Below are 16,330 nucleotides of genomic sequence, written 5' to 3' on the forward strand. Positions count from 1 at the left end.
ATTAGTCTGACTTTGAAATCGAAACAGTGCGCTGATCGAGCTGGATCGTCAGCTTCTGTTCCTTGTCTGGAAGAGCCATCCTGTACCATGCGGCGTCGGGCGCGATTGGCAACCGGTAAACCGCGCGCCAGACCGATTTCCCGAGATTCCGGTAGCCGGCCAGCACGCCAATTGCGGTAGTGGCGGGGTTCGACTTCCGGACGATCTCGCGTGTATCGCCGGGACGCAGAATAAATTCATCAACGACCAGCACATCGTCGCCAAGGACTTTTTTGTCGTCGCTTTGCAGCGTGAAAAAGTCGCCGGTTTGAAACGCCGTCGGCGACTTCAGTTCGTAGATCCGCACGAGGATCGGCGCCGCCGTTCCCCACTCGTTCGGATTGACGTTCTCGTTTGCCGCGATCTGAAGCCGGAGGGTCGTTCGCTCCTTGACAACGGGAGCCGACGCGGTAGCGCACCCGGACAGCCATGCGCTCGCCCCGCTTAGGGCTAGCCAGCCCCCGATACGCAGCCATATCGCGAAGCGGGAAAAAAAGATCGAAACCATCTGACGGTATCAAGGTGATCTCGCACATCGCCCTGAATGAACCAGGATGCCTGCATCCAGCCGGGCATCCCGGTTAACAACCTTGACACGGCGTCCCGGACAAAAGGGTCGTCGTGCCAAGATTCAGGAAAATGTGCGATTTAGGCCGTGTTCTTCTTGATATCGAAGGTCGCCGTGATCGCACCGCCGCTACCGCCTTGCGCGTTCTGCACCACATATTCCTGCTTCAGGCGAGCAAAGGACAGACGCACCGTTTCGCACGGACGCGATTCACTGTCGCTGACGCCGGACGGATGCACCGAGGTAACCAGCACGTCGTTCATCGTGAATTTGATGTATTCGAGCGGATTACCGCCAGCCTTGCGCACGACGAGTTTGGCTTCGTCGATGTGCTTACCGGTCAGGCAGTATTGCGTCAGGTTGGGCGTTGCACGATCGATGAAATGCTCAAACGTGAAGTCGTCGACCGTGGCTCGGCCAGCGCCACCACCGGAACCAACGTGCATATTCGATTGCTGCGTAACGCCCCACGCCCAGCTCAGAACATCGATTTCGTCCTTGTGGTTAGCGTCTGCCGACTCACCATCAATCCCGTTAATCTTGAGAAAGATGTCTTGCGCCATAAAAATACTCCTTGGTACCGATTAGTTTTAAAGATGCTCAATGAAAGTCAGGCATATTTAGTGAGCGCCTGTCCGTCGCTCATTCACCGAATGAACGGTAGACGTCAGATCAGGCTGCATCCTTCACGAGCGGCAGCTTCGCGACGAGACGCAAAGAAACCGTCAGACCTTCAAGTTGGAAATGCGGACGCAGGAAGAACTTCGCCTGGTAATATCCCGGATTTCCCTCGACGTCCTCGACGACCACTTCGGCCGCGGCCAGCGGTCGACGTGCCTTGGTTTCCTGCGACGAATTCGCGGGATCGGCGTCAACGTAGTTCATGACCCATTCGTTGAGCCATTGCTGCATTTCGTCCCGCTCCTTGAATGCGCCGATCTTGTCGCGCACGATGCACTTCAGGTAATGCGCAAAGCGCGAGCACGCGAACAGATACGGAAGACGTGCCGATAGATTCGCGTTCGCAGTTGCGTCGGGATCGTGGTACTCGACCGGCTTCTGCAACGATTGCGCGCCGATGAACGCCGCGTAGTCAGTGTTCTTGCGGTGAATGAGCGGTATGAAACCACTCTTCGACAATTCCGCTTCGCGGCGGTCGGAGATCGCAATTTCCGTCGGGCACTTCATGTCGATGCCACCGTCATCCGTCGGGAACGTGTGACACGGCAGGTTTTCAACTACCCCACCGCTTTCCACGCCGCGAATCAGCGTGCACCAACCGTAGTTCTTGAACGAACGGTTGATGTTCACCGCCATTGCGTAGGCCGCGTTCGACCATACATAGCGTTGATGATCCGCGCCGGCGGTCGCCTCTTCGAAATTGAATTCGTCGACCGGATTCGTCTTGACGCCATACGGCAGACGTGCAAGGAAACGCGGCATTGCAAGGCCGATGTAGCGCGCGTCTTCCGAACTACGCAGCGAGTTCCAAGGTGCGTACTCGAGGTTTTGCGTAAAAATCTTCGTCAGATCGCGCGGGTTGGCGAGTTCCTGCCACGAGTCCATCTGCAGCACGGACGGTGCCGCGCCCGTAATGAACGGCGCATGCGAAGCTGCCGCCACCTTTGCAATCGAGCCTAGTAGGTCGACGTCGGCGGGCGTGTGATCGAAGTAGTAGTCGGCGACGAGACAGCCGTACGGCTCGCCACCCAACTGCCCGTATTCTTCCTCGTAAATTTGCTTGAAGAACGGACTCTGGTCCCACGCAATCCCTTTATAGCGCTTCATCGTGCGACGCAGGTCGTCCTTCGACACATCCATAAAGCGGATCTTCAGCTTCTCATCCGTTTCCGTGTTCGCGACGAGGTGATGAAGCCCACGCCATGCGCTTTCAAGACTCTGAAAATCTTCATGGTGGAGAATCAGGTTGATCTGTTCGGATAATTTGCGATCGATCTCCCCAATAATTGACTCTATGTTTTTGTACGCGTCGTCGGACACCGTTGCCGATGTAAGCAGTGCTTGTTGAGCGAGCGTCCGGACAGCCCCCTCGACAGCCTCGCGCGCGCGCTCCGTTTTGGGCTTGAATTCGCGCGATAGGAGTGCATTGAAATCGGACTGATTGGTCACGCTCGCCGTTGCCTTGGCGCGCGTGTTCGCTTGAAGTTCGGCCATCATTTCCCCATTGTTTCAGGCTGTGCTTTCGTGCGGAAAGCAAAAATCATTCGTTGGTCACCGGTTCGCCGGCGGATGCCGCTTCCGGCTTTGGCGCCTTTGCGAGCGCTTCGAGTAACGCTGGGTCTCTCAACACCTTGCTGACCAGGTTTTCCGCGCCACTTTTGCCATCCATATACGTTTGAAGATTGGCGAGTTGCGTACGCGCCTCGAGTAGCTGCGCAAGCGCGTCGACCTTCTTCGCGACGGCTGCGGGCGAGAAGTCGTCCATGCTTTCGAACGTGATATCGACCATCAGATGACCTTCGTTCGTCAGTGTGTTGGGCACCGCGAACGCGACACGCGGCTTCATGGCCTTCATTCGCTCATCGAAGTTCTCGATGTCGATATCGAAGAACTTACGATCGCCGACGGCGGGCAACGGTTCGAGCGGCTTGCCCGACAAGTCGGCGAGGACGCCCATCACGAACGGGAGTTCGACTCTCTTTTCCGAACCGTAAATTTCGACGTCGTATTCAATCTGGACGCGGGGGGCACGATTACGTGCGATGAATTTTTGAGAACTGGTAGAAGCCGACATAGTGCTCTGAGGTTGTTCGCTCAAGTAAAAGAAGGAGCGGCGACACCGCTCGCTTTCGTATGAAGTCCGCAAGCTGAAGATGTTATGTCTCGGAGCAGCGCGGCGATATGGGCGGTTGCCCAAAAGTCTGTCCCGTTCGCAAAAGCGAGGCCGGGTTGGCGTGTGCGAACGCAGGCTCCGAGAGGGCTACCCGCGACGAGTACTTTCAGTGCGTGCCTGAATCGGGAACAACGGTGATTTCGACACGACGATTCATCTCGCGCCCCTGACTAGTTTCGTTGCCGGCGATCGGCCGGGTATCGCCATACCCCTGAATTGCGAAACGTGTGACGGGCAACGTAGCCGTGTTGACGAACCAATCGCGGATGGCCCGCGCGCGTGCCTCGGAGAGCTTTTGATTCGCGACGCTGGCACCCACGTTGTCAGTATGACCCGCGATGAGAATTCGCTTGTCGGGATTCGCGCGAATCAGATCGAGAACCGCGTGGAGCCTTGGCTCTGCACCTGACTTGAGCGTCGTCTTGCCGCTGTCGAATAACAAGAGGCTGTCGATCGTCACAGCAAGGGGCGGGGAATGCGCGGCGATCGTCGGGGAATGCGATGTCGCGGTCACGCGTTCAAGCGCGACTTGCAACTGCTTGCCCCGATACAGTCCCCAGCCGAGCCCGGTCGGCACACCGTTGCTCGCATAGCGAGCCAGCTCGGCGGATTGTCTGCGCAACGATTCGAATCGCTCACGCTTCGCATCCGCGCGGGCTGTGGGTATATGCGTGTAAGCCTCGAGATCGTCGGCGACTCGCGTGACCAACCTGCTGTTCGACCATGCGGAGACACCAATCGACACCATCAGGACGACCGCCGACGCAGCCAACGCGTGCAAGCTTCCGGAATACGACCGGGCCCACTCGCTCTTCGAAACCCGGAATCTGTCGTTCCGCGCGATGGTCGTAAGTAAAGGCAGAGACAGCGGCTTCGGTTGAGCCTTCGGCCTCGTCAGCAGCGGCCGCAGCGCGGTCTTGCCGGTGAGCCATCGCGTCCATGCGCCTGGACGCATCGGCGGGTGTCCGATGTCGGCCAACAGCAAGCCGCGCAGCGAGAACGGCGCGGTGTTCGCGAGCGATGAAAGTATCGATAGCAGCGCCTCATCTTCTAGCCAGTCGAACACTGCATGCCCCAGACCGGCGCGCGACGCACGTTCCGGGGCGACAGCGAGCCAAGCCTGATCCAGCTGTTGCCTGAGCGCTTGCACATGTTGCCGCGCGGTTGCGGTCGCGGGTTGCATCGTCGAGATATTCATGGCATCGCCGAACCAGACCGGTTCCACTGCGTGGTCGCTATTCGAGCCGAGGTACGCGTAGATCGCGATATAGCAGGGTAATACGAACGCCCGGGGACCGATGCAGGCGTCGATTTGATGCTTCCAGCGGGAAAATTCGCGGCGAATCACAGCATCGTCGCACTCACCGTCGGGAACAACGGGCATCAACACGGCATCCGGCGGACGTTGATGCGACTCCATCACCGTGTCCAACACGCTGGACAACTGCTGCGGGGACCGGACACGCAACCACAGCGCATCACCGTTACGTCGCAGTGTGGATGTCTGGCCATCGTGTGCAAACAACGCGCCGGCATGCGGCCCGACGACGAGAACAATCGATAACTGACGCACGTTCCCGAGCTGAAAATCCTGATCCTCGTGGGTCGGATGCGATCGCCCGTAAGCTGGCAAAACGGCGGCGCCCACCCCCGTCAACAGAACAAGACTGAGCACAACGGGCCACGATGGTTGGAGAGCAAGCGGCAAACATAGCCATATCAGTCCAACTACGGAGACAGCGATCCAGATCAGCGCCGCCCGGCAGCTGTTTCCGGAAATCATTGCGAACGCTCCGTCTGCATAGGACTACTCTGCGGCGACGACGTTTGAGGTAGACCGCGTGTCGCAACGTCCAGACTAAGGTCCATCGCCGTCCATAGTGACGCGATGGCAACCGCGCCAGCAATCACCCCGCCGGCGGTTCTGCGTGAATGTGAGATCCGTGACACGTCCGACGGCCGAAGCGAATTGGTCAGTGGCATGCTGTTATCCGGTGCGTCGGGTATGGAGAACGCCGCCTTATTACGCAGATGCCCGTTCAACGCCGATTTCGCACGCTCCAGATATGCGTTGGCGTTTTCGCGTCCGCCGTCGAAGCCCAGCCCCAGCAACATGGTGTAGAACTCAAGTCCGGCGGGGTCCGGATCGCCGCCGTCCACCACCGCCTCGATCCGGTGCCATACCCATGCGGCGCCATCGCGCACGCCATGAAAACGCATTTGCAGCGGGTCACGCAACCATTCCTCGCGCTGCCTGGACGGCAATGCATGCAACGTCAGTTCATCTAGCAGAACGCATTGTGCGAGGCTGACTTCCCGGATGTCCGTTGCCGGAAAAGTTCGATCCAGCATTTGCTGCTGTAGCGTCTCGACCAACGTACTGCAACGCGCGCGCCAAAAAGGAATAGCCGGCAGCTCCGCGCCGTCGGACAGCAGTGCTGCATGCAACGCAGTCGCTCGCATGAGCGCGACTGTTGAGTCAAACATAATAAGAGACGTATTCGCGCCGGCACCCTCAGGGCATTTCGACGACATAGGTGACGAATGTATTGACGGTGCCAGCCGTGGCCCGACCGGTTGCGTAGTAGCTGGCAATGAAATCCACCGGCGTCGGATCCGTGGACGTGATCGGAACGACTCTCATCGTAGACCGGTCGCCGACCTTGATCCGCGATCCGTCCGCATTGGCCAACATGACCTGTACATTCGTTGCCGACGCCGCCCCGCTCGCATTCTGCAGGTCCAGATTCCCGGTGTTGGGATCGGTCGACGAACCGCTCTCGAAATACACGCGCGCCCCCGTTACACCGCTTGGACATTGGATCGTGATGGTAAAGAACTTTGAGCCATCTATAACTCCGGCCGTCGGCAGCGATCGCGTCGAAAGCGTCGGCAACGTGACCGTCATGTCGGGCGAACTCACCAGCGCACACGTCGTCGCGTTATAGGTGCCACTAAAATTGAGCGTGACCGAAGGCGAGCCTTGCGCATGTACGCAAACCGATCCCAACAGCGCACCTGCGATCAATCCGGAAACTAGCCCGGCAATCCGAAAGTATCTGCAAATATTTTTCATTTTCTGACCTCTACTGTCGGCGGAATCATCTAAGCCGCAGCGCTGGAGCTGACCGGGTATCGACCTTCGCACTTCAGCGAAGCGAACTGACAAGCGCCGCGCCCGCTGAACGTCGCGCTACGGGCTTTGCCGGCGGAGACCAGACTAGCGCTGGATCACAGCTCAGCTTGATGCGCGCAACGATGCCCGCGCGCTGACCGCTGTCCGCCTTGTCGTCGTCCGGCACCGTGTAGGGCATCACGCACTGCTCCGCTGCGCGATTGCCCCAGCGCACCAGCAGCTTGCCTTCGTGTTCGAGGCCGCGCAGGTACGAGAGGCCACCCTGACCGACGATGCCCACCGATTTCTCGGACTCGTCGAATAATTCGGTGCCCATTGGCATGGCTTTGCCTTCGCGATCCAAAACCTCGGCGAAAATCGGCGTGCCCTGCGTGGTCGCAATCTTCACCTTGACGAGCGAACTCGCGCGCGGCACGACTTCCTCACTCGTGTTGCCCAGTTCAACGTCGAGCGACACGTCGCTCGGATCCAGCGCGACCGTGTTGACCCGGTATGGCATCAGCGAAGACACCACCGCATAGCCGTTAGCGTCAATCCTTGCACCCTGGCCATTGACGATCCGGCCACCTTCTGCGCCTTTCGCCTCGACGAGCGCGAACGCCTGCCCAAGCGGCGGGCTCAGCGTCATGCCGCCACTGTGAACGACGACCGCGCCGTCGGCATTGAACGCGGCTTGACGGGTCTGATTGCTGATCGATGCATTGACGTTGTAGGTACCGAACGGCGCGCGATACATCGCATAACCACCCGCGGAAACGGTCCGATTGTCGCCGGCGACGATCCGTGACGCGTTGACACCGTAGGTGATCGGCGTGGCTCCGCTCGTGTTGCCCGACGCAGTGGCCTGAATTGTGCTATCCCCGTTCGAGCCGCGCGAAACGTTGGTGGTCAGATAGTCGAACATATGATGCTCGTTCGAGTCGACCTTGCCGAGCGGAATCGTCAGGTTCAAACCTACCTGCGTGCTGATCTTCGAGTTTTGCAGGCGCGTGCGTTGCGCATATAGCGAGTAGGACACCCGCTTGTACGCGCTGTTGAAACCAACCTGATATTGCAGATCGTAGCCCTTCGACGCGCCCCAGTAGTTCTGCGAACTGCCGGCGATATAAAAAGAACTCGACTCGCCGATTGGCTGGTTGATATTCAGCTGCAGACGGCTGCGCGTACGGTAGTCATACTGACCCGTGGTGTCTCGGGAGCCATATCGCGCGTACATCGCGTCATGCAGGCTATAGAACCGTGAGGTCGAGTATCGGTAAGCCGCAACCGAAAAATTCGTGTTGGGCCCTGGAAGGAGCTTGCTGTAGCTGATCCGCGTACTGTAGCCGGGACGACCACCAGACACGCCGGGAATATTCGTTCCCGCCGCCGTTACGTCAAACGCGAATGCGCCGAGCGGCGTATTGAGCGCGACACCCACCAGGCCAGCCCAGTAACCTTCCGCAAACTGTGCACCGGTGTAGCCGGTCAACAGGTTTGTCAGGCCGCGCTGATAAACCGCCTGCGCCACCCACGGATGGTTATTCAGCACGGTATCGCGATAGACACCGGTCGTCAGATTGAAACGTGCAACACCAGGCCGCAGCAACTGCGGGACGGACGCAAACGGCACCAGAAAAGTCCGCTGACGGCCGTCGGATTCTGTAATAGTGACCTGAAGGTCGCCGCCATAACCCGTAGCCGGCAGGTCGTTCAGTTCAAATGGCCCCGGCGGCACGCTGGTCTCGGCCACGATGATGTTGTTCTGACGCACGATGATGCGTGCATTGGTATCAGCCACGCCACGTACAACCGGCGCGTAGGAGCGCATGGAATCCGGCAACATGCGGTCGTCGCTCGAAAGCTGGACGCCACGCACGTTGAATGAGTCGAAGACGTCACCGCTCGTCGAGCTGTCGCCGATCGTCAGTTGGCTCTTAAGCGCCGTGACATCGTGTTGCGCAAACAGCGCGACACTTTGCCAATGCGTGCCGGAACCCCGGTTCTGCGAGCTTACCGTGGACCACTGGCGGAAACGCCAGCCGTTCACGTTGAATCCGCTTTGCAGACCGAGGTAGACACTGCTGAAGTCTCCGCTACCATTGTTCTGGTGAGTCGTATAGCCGGCGAGACTGTATTGCACGAAGCCTGCGTTGATCCCGTTGTCCCAACGGGACGGATCAACGTAACCGGCAGCCTCCTTGCGCAATTCGATCTGTGGAATCGACAGATCGAGTTGCAGATCGGCGGTGTTGAACGATGCAACCGATCCCGGTACGGCTTCAACCAGTGGGACGCATTGCACTGACGCGTCCGTATCGTCGAAGTCGCCCTTTCCTGCTTCCTTCAACCGCTGGGCCACGCGCTCGGTATCTACGCCAGCGCGGTCGAGGCCAGGCATCGTGAAACAGGGCGTTGCGATATCCGAGCCCGGCACTGCCTGAAACAGGACATCGAAGCGTCCACGCTTCTTACCATTGACGAGCAGTTCGAGCGGATAAACACCGGGAGCAACAGGATTGCCTCGCGTATAGCGTGACAAATCGGCGACGTTGCCCGTAAAGAATGCTGGATTGAACTCGACTTCTTGCGGAACTTCCGCAGCGGGCGCATTTGATGTCGCCGCGGTAGATGACGCATCCGTACGCGCAGCCTCTCCGTCGACACCGGCTGCCTGTTGCGGCAACTCGGACGCCGAGCAGTCGCTGGATGGCGTCGCCGCTGAGTCCGGCGCGCACGCGGCGACCGCGGAATTTGAGCAAAAGACCCAGCCCGACGCTATGATTGCCGCCCAAGCCAGTGGGTGAAACCGGAAAGGGACATTACTGAATACTCTTTCAACCGCCGTCTTACTATTCCGCACGCCCGACATCCCGTATTTCAATTATTGATTCTTTTGCGCTTCCGCGCTTTGAGCACCTGTCACTTCCGCCGAGTCCTTGATCGCTGTACCGAAGTCGTTCAGAACCGTATAGGAAACGGTGGCAGGAGCTTTGATATCCAGCTTTCCATCTTGTGGACGGAGATCGACGTGCCCGAACGGCGGTGCCATATCGGGCAAAAGAGCGACTTTCCTGCCTGCCGTTTCTACCTCTGCCGTGCCGACGGAAATGTAGTAGGGCGATGGGTTGTCCAGACGAACGATGCTCTGACCTTTGTCATTTGCCTCGACATGCCACTTCAGCTGGGCCCGCCCCGCCGTTGGGTCATCGAGCAACGATACCGGCCGGTAGAACATCTTGATACGCGTTCGGAACGCGAGCTGAATCATGTTCCGGTCATCAGCGTCCTTGGGCTTCGGCGGAATTTCGAGAACGTTCAGCCAATAGACAGCCTCACGGTCCTTCGGCATGTCGCCGCCTGTGAACATGATGCGCAAAGCCTGCCCTCTGTGAGGCTCGACCCGAAATACCGCCGGCAGTAACGTGAACGGCACCTTGATTTCATTCGGGGCAGCTGCCGCATCGCCGTCGTCCAACCACGCCTGGACCAGGACCGGACGGCTGTCAACATTGTTCAAACGAACATTGACTTCACGGTTTTGCGCCGGATAAATAACTCGGGTACCGGTAATGGTGATAGCAGCTTGTGCAGCAAACGAGGTCACACTTAAGGCGACAGCTGCGGCGAACAACATTGGAAACTTCATTGAAGACACTCGCTCCTCCACGCGACAGATAAGCGGAATGCCACTTCGGGTTGCCTTCGAACTAGAAGAGCAACCCGATGCCATTCGGCTTAGATTCGCTTACTGGTATGCCAACGTGTAGCGAACAACAGCCGTCACGTTACCGGCCGTGGCTCTGTCTGTTGCATAGTACTGGCCGGCGTAGTACATCGTTGCCGTACCGTCGTTCCCAACAGCAACGAACTCGCCCGTGCTGCCCAGCGGAAGCACCTGCGCCGCGCCACTCGTGACATTGTGGTCAAGCAATTGCACTTCGACGTTCGCGGCCGGCGAGGTAGTTGCCTGGTTAATGGCATTACGCGTAACCGGGTCCATGTTCGTGGTCTCGAAATGCGCCGCGACATGGGTCAGCGTTGCCGGGCACTGCGACACCGAAATGTTGAACGGCGTGGACCCGCCCACTACGCCAGCCGCAGGCAGCGTCTGCGAAGACACCCGAGGCAGCGTGACCGTTTGGTCCTCGTCACCCGAGTTGATCACACAGGTGTCGTCATACAGTTCTCCATTGAACGTTACCTGACCTGTGCCCGGTACAGCTTGAGCGAAAACCATCGGCGCGACGGACAGGCCCATCAGCGCGATCATGAGTTGCGTTACTTGTTTTTTCATGAGATTCCTCTTTGTTGCCATTTCAGAACTACAAACCCTTGTGAAGCCGGGACGTCCAGCGATCGTCAAGGCAGAGGAATGATCTCATTGAAGAAGATCGGTGTTAATGGGCCAATACCCAAAATGAAAGACCAAATAGGTCAGTCGAGAAACGACGTGTCGATTCCTCGAACTGAACAGGTGACAGGACCACCATACGATAGGGAGAAGGCGCCACGAGAACGACAGAATCCGCCTGAGAATCGCGGCAATTGCTACGAGCAGGACCACTCGCGCACGATTGTGACGAGTTCTACGTCGTTTCTGGCACCGAGCTTCTTCATGCCAGCGTTCTTCTGATTGCTCACGGTCTTGGGACTGCGATTGAGCCGCTCGGCAATTGTTGCGATCGACATCCCGTCGCAGATCATTCGCACGACCGTCGATTCTTTTTCAGATAGCAAATTGAGAGAAGATCCGCCTTGCGCTGCGCGCCCCGTTGCGCGCAACATCTTGTCCGCAATGGAATCAGGCAGAAACACGCTTTTATTTTTGGCAACGCGAACGGCAGCGGTAAGGCTGACAAAGCCCTCGGGACCCTTGCCGACGAAGCCGGCCGCCCCCGCGTTGAGCGCAGCTGAAATGATGTGCGTGGAAGAATGCGTGCTCAGAAAAATGACTCGTATGGCTGGGGCGACACGCCGGATCCGGTCAAGAAGGTTGAGACCGTCGGCATACGGATCGCCTTCGAATTCGTAGTCGCACACAAGAACATCGACTGGCACTTCAACCAGCCGCTGGAGAAGCAGGCCAATACTTTCGCTTTTGAAGCAGACCTGGATGTCAGGACAACGCTGAAGAAGATGCTCGACGCCGAGGAGAATAAATGGATGATCGTCGGCGATACCCACTCTTATTTTGTTCACTCACACTCCATACCACGCAGGTGAATACCTTTTCCTTGCCGAAACACCCTGCATGATTTGTCACCAAAGTACCATGTCATTTCACGCCGTTACATGATGAGAAATGGCGCAGGGCATCTCGTCCCATCCACTCGCCGACTTCCCTGATCCTGTGTGTCGCCACGGGACGCTGCGTTTGCGTGGGCCTAGCCGCACACCTCAGCAGCAAGATCGAGAGCCGCAACCTTCCTGCTTCTAATGAAGCGAACGGCGTGGGGAACGCCTATCATCTAAGCGCACCAGTCGGTGCAGTCCAAATAGCGCATATCAAATTGTCTTGATCGTTCCAGAAAAGCATTTTGGCACCACGCAAATAGAAGTTTTCGAACCACTGTTTTTTAAAACGATGCAAAATAGGTGAGAAAGCCGGTGTGCTTTGGTAAAGACAAAGCAATTTTTGGGCATACAACCTAGCATGGATCAATCATGAAGATGGGATAGCGCAACGCACCCCAACTCGTCGGCGAGGAATTAAAACATCTTCGCCTTGCGCAGAGGCGGATTGTACGATGCGCTAACAAGAAAAAAGTCAGCAGAGTCCTATATGCGTCATAGGTGCAAGAAGTGCTTTCAAGATCCAGCCCAGTCGGCCCGTCGCAATGCCCCATCGCCGCCGGCGTCACCGCCGTGTTTCTTCTAGCGGACCGCGCGACAGCAGGTCCGTGGTCGGCGCGCTGCCCGTCAACGTCACGACGCCGTTATCCGCGCGCACTGTAATGTTGCTGGCCCGTAGTCCCTGGCTTCGTGCGTTTCTGAATGCGCGGGGCGTAGGTCCCGCATGAGTTGCCGGTTGGTAGCCTTGATCTCGCCCGCGGTTGGCGCCGAACTCGCCGCAGCTTGTGCCGCGGGACCCGATCCGCCCGCTTGCGGCTGCGCGTGCGCATTCAGGCAAGCGAACACGACCGCGCTCGCGCAAACCAGCTTCAGCCATTTCTGTGCGTTCATTTCGTTCTCCTGTTGTGTATGGCCGGATGACATCGACGGTGACTCCGGTCACTAATCGGTAATGCGCTCGTCGAATACGGTCAGCGCGGCGAGACTGACGAGACAGCACGCGCTCATGTACCAGGCCGGCGCATAGGCGCTGCCCGTCACGCCAATCAGCCACGTCACGACGAACGGCGCGAAACCGCCGAACAACGTCACGCCGACGCTATAGATGATCCCGAGCGATCGCCCGCGCAGTTCGCGCGGGAATCCTTCGAGCAGCAGCAGAAACCCAGCCGGATTGCCGAGCACCCACAGGCCGATCCCCGATATGGACGTAGTCTGGCCGCCGGCCCGGCAGCCCGCCGGGTCGGCGAAACGCGAATTGGCGAAGTTCAGGCTGTAAGGTATTGCTCGACGAGCGTGGCCCAGTAGGCGGCGCCGATCGGCAGTGCCTGATCGTTGAAGATGAAAAAACTGGATTTCATTGAAACGTCGCGCACGGCGAGACTGCATCTGATGCAGCGCGAAGGCGCGATTCACACGCGCCCGGCCGACTATTTCATCCGCTGCATTCGCCAGGCCGCGATCATGTGAGCCGCGCGGCGCGCGAGCGGGAGCGGGAGCCTTAGGCCGCAAAATGATTGCGCACGAGATCGACGAACGCGACCAGCCCGGTAAGCAGAACCACGATGAACAGCCAGCGTTCGAGCAGCGCAAACACAGGCCGTTTCCCCTTGCGACGCTCGGCGATGTAAAACCACACGGTCGCCGCCGTATAAAGCACGGTCGACATCAACAGATAATGCAGGCCGCCCGCGTACACGAGAAAGAGCGCGTAGCCGCAGCCCAGCAGCGCGAGCATGAAATCGATGCGCCGTGACCACGGCTGCCCCGCATACGATTCGCCGCTCGCTGCGAGCTTCAACCCATAGCCGGCGACGAGCAGATACGGGATCAGGTTCATCGACGTCGTGAACTCCTTGGCCAGCGTGAACGCTTCTTTCGAAAACAGCGTCACGATCAGAAAGGCCTGAATCACGAGGCTCGTCATCCACAGTGCGGCGACCGGTACGTGGTTGCGGTTTTCTCGCCCGAGAAACGCGGGCATCGTGCGGCTCTTGCCCGCCGCGTGCAGAATTTCGGCGGCGAGCAACGTCCATGCAAGATAAGAACCGAGTACCGATATCAACAGGCCGAGCTTGACCAAGACCGCGCCCCAGGCGCCGACCGCGGCGCTCAGCACGCCAGCCATCGACGGATTTTTCAGCGTGCCCAACTGCTCGAGCGGCAACACGCCATACGACAACAATGTGACCATGACCATCAACGCAAGCACGCAGAGAAAGCCGAGTACGGTCGCGACCCCGACGTCGCGCCGTTCGCGTGCATGCCGTGAATAGACACTCGCGCCTTCGACGCCGAGAAACACGAATACCGTGCCCAACATCGTCTTGCGCACCTCGCCGAACAGACCGGTCGCCGACGGCTCGGGAACGGTCCACAGGTTTGCGACGAACAACTGCCACTTGACACTCGATAGCACGAGCACCGCGAACAGTCCAAGCGCGAACAGCTTGGCGGCCGTCATCGACGCATTCACTACCGACGAGCCCTTCACGCCGCGCAGTATCAGAAAGTGAAACACCCAGATCATCAGCGAGGAACTGACGATCGCGCTAAACGTATTGCCAGCGCCGAATGAAGGCGCGACGATCGCGAGCGCGGACTTGATCAGCACGAGATAGGCCACGTTGCCGAGACAGCTGGCGCACCAGTAGCCGAACGCCGACAGAAATCCCGTGTAGCGTCCAAACCCGACGCGCGCATACGTGTAGACGCCAGCGTCGAGTTCCGGCTTGCGCCATGCGAGCCGTTGAAAGATCAGCGCGAGTATCAGCATGCCGGAGCCGGTGATGGTCCAGCTGATCAACGAACCGACTACGCCGGTATATTTGCCGAGCGCCTGCGGCAGCGAAAAGACGCCCACCCCGACCATCGAGCCGATCACCATCGCCATCAGGCCCGGCGTTGAAAGTCTGACGCGCTTGTCCATTGCTGCGATCGCTCTCCCGCGAACACGTTCCGATCGAGCCGCGCTCGTGCGACTACGATGATCGACCGCTCAGATGACGATCGTGCCGGTCGCGAGGCCGATCAGCGCGCCAATCGCGCCGCAGGCCGCGACGGCAAAGATGACCCACTCGACTTTCGAAAACACCCGCTGGCCGCGCTCGCGTTTGGCCACGACATACAGCACCGTACCGGGCGCATAAAGCAGCGCCGATAGCATCAGGAACTTCAGGCCGCCCGCGAACAGCAGAAAGGCCGTATACAACGTCGCGAACATCGCGACGAAATACTCGGTGCGCAACGCGCCGCTCAAGGTGCCGCCATTCTGTCCACTATCGTCACGCGCGGCCTTGATGCCGTATGCGGCCACGAGAAAATAAGGAATCAGCGCCATCGAGCTCGTGAGATTGAGCATCAGCGCAAACGCATCGGTCGACCAGTACGTGCTGATTATGAAACACTGCACCACGGTACTCGTGAGCCAGATCGCGGCGACCGGCAGCTTGCGCTCGTTTTGTCGCGCGAAGATACGCGGCATCGTCTCGAGACGCGCGGCGGCGAACAGCACCTCGGCACAGATCAGCGACCATGCGAGGTATGCGCCGAGGATCGAAATGATCAGACCGGCGCTGACGAACACGACACCGAATGGGCCGAGCAGCGCGCCGAGTACCGCGGCCATCGACGGCTGGCGCATCACCGCGATATCGGCGCGCGGCAAGGTCGCGTAAGGCAGCAGCGTCACCAGCACCAGCAGACACAGCACGGCGACGAAGCCGGTGATCGTCGCGGCGCCGACGTCCGAGCGCTTTTTCGCATAGCGCGAGTACACGCTCGCACCTTCGATACCGACGAACACGAAGACGGTGACGAGCATCGTCGCGCGAACCTGCGAGAACAAGCCCTTGCCGATCTGATCGCTGCGTTCCCACAGATTCGCGCGAAACATGTCGGCGCGAAACAACGCGATCAGCATCACGATGAACAGCACGATTGGAATCAACTTCGCGACCGTTACGATCGTGTTGATCATCGTGGCCTGCTGGACGCCGCGCAGCATCACCAGATGAAACAGCCAGATGCCCACCGACGACACGATGATCGCGGTCGCCGTATTGCCGTTGCCGAAGGCCGGCACGAAAGCGCCGAGCGTCGATTTGATCAGCACCCAGTACGACACGTTGCCGAAGCAGCCGGCCATCCAGTAGCCGAATGCCGATAGAAAGCCCGCATAATCGCCGAAGCCCGCTCGCGCGTACGCGAACACGCCGGCGTCGAGCTCGGGCCGTCGCTGCGCGAGCGCCTGAAAGACGCGCGCCAGCGCATACATGCCGATGCCCGCCACGCACCATGCAATGACCGCGCCGAACGGTCCGGTCGCGCGCGCGAAATTGCGCGGCAACGAGAAAATCCCTGCGCCCACCATTGAGCCGACGACCATCGCGGTCAATGCGGGCAACGACAGTTTCGTCTCGACCTGGCTTGCCATCGTCCACCCTTCAGAGAAGCTGAT

Annotated in this window: 15 protein-coding genes; all 15 read right to left on the reverse strand. The window is 58.9% G+C overall.

Annotated features, from left to right (window positions below; genetic code table 11):
• Position 1: 1 nt before the first annotated feature.
• Positions 2-547 (reverse strand): type VI secretion system lipoprotein TssJ, encoded by a 546-nt coding sequence (gene tssJ, locus OKW30_RS02575; protein ID WP_429345875.1) that lies wholly within the window; start codon positions 545-547, stop codon positions 2-4.
• Positions 548-687: 140 nt separating this feature from the next.
• Complete coding sequence (locus OKW30_RS02580; protein WP_184023663.1) at positions 688-1,170, reverse strand: Hcp family type VI secretion system effector; 483 nt, start codon at positions 1,168-1,170, stop codon at positions 688-690.
• A gap of 109 nt (positions 1,171-1,279) precedes the next feature.
• Entirely contained in the window at positions 1,280-2,782 is a 1,503-nt protein-coding gene (gene tssC / locus OKW30_RS02585) for a type VI secretion system contractile sheath large subunit (RefSeq protein ID WP_184068177.1), read from the reverse strand.
• Between the two features lie 46 nt (positions 2,783-2,828).
• Positions 2,829-3,362 carry a type VI secretion system contractile sheath small subunit gene (tssB, locus tag OKW30_RS02590; protein ID WP_184068521.1) on the reverse strand — a complete coding sequence of 178 codons (534 nt, stop codon included), beginning with the start codon at positions 3,360-3,362 and terminating at the stop codon, positions 2,829-2,831.
• 205 nt (positions 3,363-3,567) lie between these two features.
• Positions 3,568-5,244, reverse strand: a complete 1,677-nt coding sequence (locus tag OKW30_RS02595; protein WP_429345876.1) for an OmpA family protein — start codon at positions 5,242-5,244, stop codon at positions 3,568-3,570.
• Positions 5,241-5,996, reverse strand: a complete 756-nt coding sequence (locus tag OKW30_RS02600; RefSeq protein WP_429345877.1) for a DotU family type IV/VI secretion system protein — start codon at positions 5,994-5,996, stop codon at positions 5,241-5,243. The genes OKW30_RS02595 and OKW30_RS02600 overlap by 4 nt, the downstream gene beginning before the upstream one ends.
• A complete protein-coding gene (locus OKW30_RS02605; protein ID WP_429345878.1) occupies positions 5,977-6,537 on the reverse strand; it encodes a fimbrial protein in 561 nt (186 codons plus the stop codon). Before OKW30_RS02605 ends, OKW30_RS02600 begins: the two co-directional genes overlap by 20 nt.
• A 73-nt stretch (positions 6,538-6,610) precedes the next feature.
• Entirely contained in the window at positions 6,611-9,262 is a 2,652-nt protein-coding gene (locus OKW30_RS02610) for a fimbria/pilus outer membrane usher protein (protein WP_429345879.1), read from the reverse strand.
• A gap of 198 nt (positions 9,263-9,460) precedes the next feature.
• On the reverse strand, positions 9,461-10,225 hold the full coding sequence (locus OKW30_RS02615; protein WP_260330353.1) for a fimbria/pilus periplasmic chaperone: 765 nt from the start codon (positions 10,223-10,225) through the stop codon (positions 9,461-9,463).
• 99 nt (positions 10,226-10,324) lie between these two features.
• On the reverse strand, positions 10,325-10,873 hold the full coding sequence (locus OKW30_RS02620) for a fimbrial protein (protein WP_184068186.1): 549 nt from the start codon (positions 10,871-10,873) through the stop codon (positions 10,325-10,327).
• Between the two features lie 254 nt (positions 10,874-11,127).
• Positions 11,128-11,778, reverse strand: coding sequence for a response regulator (locus OKW30_RS02625; RefSeq protein WP_429345880.1), 651 nt, complete (start codon positions 11,776-11,778; stop codon positions 11,128-11,130).
• A gap of 726 nt (positions 11,779-12,504) precedes the next feature.
• Positions 12,505-12,762, reverse strand: coding sequence for a hypothetical protein (locus OKW30_RS02630; protein WP_429345881.1), 258 nt, complete (start codon positions 12,760-12,762; stop codon positions 12,505-12,507).
• Between the two features lie 51 nt (positions 12,763-12,813).
• Complete coding sequence (locus tag OKW30_RS02635) at positions 12,814-13,056, reverse strand: hypothetical protein (RefSeq protein WP_429345882.1); 243 nt, start codon at positions 13,054-13,056, stop codon at positions 12,814-12,816.
• A 316-nt stretch (positions 13,057-13,372) separates the two neighbouring features.
• Entirely contained in the window at positions 13,373-14,800 is a 1,428-nt protein-coding gene (locus OKW30_RS02640; RefSeq protein ID WP_429345883.1) for a basic amino acid/polyamine antiporter, read from the reverse strand.
• A 69-nt stretch (positions 14,801-14,869) separates the two neighbouring features.
• Positions 14,870-16,306, reverse strand: coding sequence for a basic amino acid/polyamine antiporter (locus tag OKW30_RS02645; RefSeq protein WP_429346093.1), 1,437 nt, complete (start codon positions 16,304-16,306; stop codon positions 14,870-14,872).
• Between the last annotated feature and the right edge of the window lie 24 nt (positions 16,307-16,330).

Origin of the sequence: Paraburkholderia sp. Clong3, assembly GCF_050436485.1 — a bacterium.
GTDB classification, from domain to species: domain Bacteria; phylum Pseudomonadota; class Gammaproteobacteria; order Burkholderiales; family Burkholderiaceae; genus Paraburkholderia; species Paraburkholderia tuberum.

Excerpts from the sequence above, each read along its gene's own strand:
- tssJ (WP_429345875.1), bottom strand. The coding sequence starts at position 547 with ATGGTTTCGATCTTTTTTTCCCGCTTCGCGATATGGCTGCGTATCGGG.
- OKW30_RS02580 (WP_184023663.1), bottom strand. The coding sequence starts at position 1,170 with ATGGCGCAAGACATCTTTCTCAAGATTAACGGGATTGATGGTGAGTCG.
- tssC (WP_184068177.1), bottom strand. The coding sequence starts at position 2,782 with ATGGCCGAACTTCAAGCGAACACGCGCGCCAAGGCAACGGCGAGCGTG.
- tssB (WP_184068521.1), bottom strand. The coding sequence starts at position 3,362 with ATGTCGGCTTCTACCAGTTCTCAAAAATTCATCGCACGTAATCGTGCC.
- OKW30_RS02595 (WP_429345876.1), bottom strand. The coding sequence starts at position 5,244 with ATGATTTCCGGAAACAGCTGCCGGGCGGCGCTGATCTGGATCGCTGTC.
- OKW30_RS02600 (WP_429345877.1), bottom strand. The coding sequence starts at position 5,996 with ATGTCGTCGAAATGCCCTGAGGGTGCCGGCGCGAATACGTCTCTTATT.
- OKW30_RS02605 (WP_429345878.1), bottom strand. The coding sequence starts at position 6,537 with ATGAAAAATATTTGCAGATACTTTCGGATTGCCGGGCTAGTTTCCGGA.
- OKW30_RS02615 (WP_260330353.1), bottom strand. The coding sequence starts at position 10,225 with ATGAAGTTTCCAATGTTGTTCGCCGCAGCTGTCGCCTTAAGTGTGACC.
- OKW30_RS02620 (WP_184068186.1), bottom strand. The coding sequence starts at position 10,873 with ATGAAAAAACAAGTAACGCAACTCATGATCGCGCTGATGGGCCTGTCC.
- OKW30_RS02630 (WP_429345881.1), bottom strand. The coding sequence starts at position 12,762 with ATGAACGCACAGAAATGGCTGAAGCTGGTTTGCGCGAGCGCGGTCGTG.
- OKW30_RS02640 (WP_429345883.1), bottom strand. The coding sequence starts at position 14,800 with ATGGACAAGCGCGTCAGACTTTCAACGCCGGGCCTGATGGCGATGGTG.
- OKW30_RS02645 (WP_429346093.1), bottom strand. The coding sequence starts at position 16,306 with ATGGCAAGCCAGGTCGAGACGAAACTGTCGTTGCCCGCATTGACCGCG.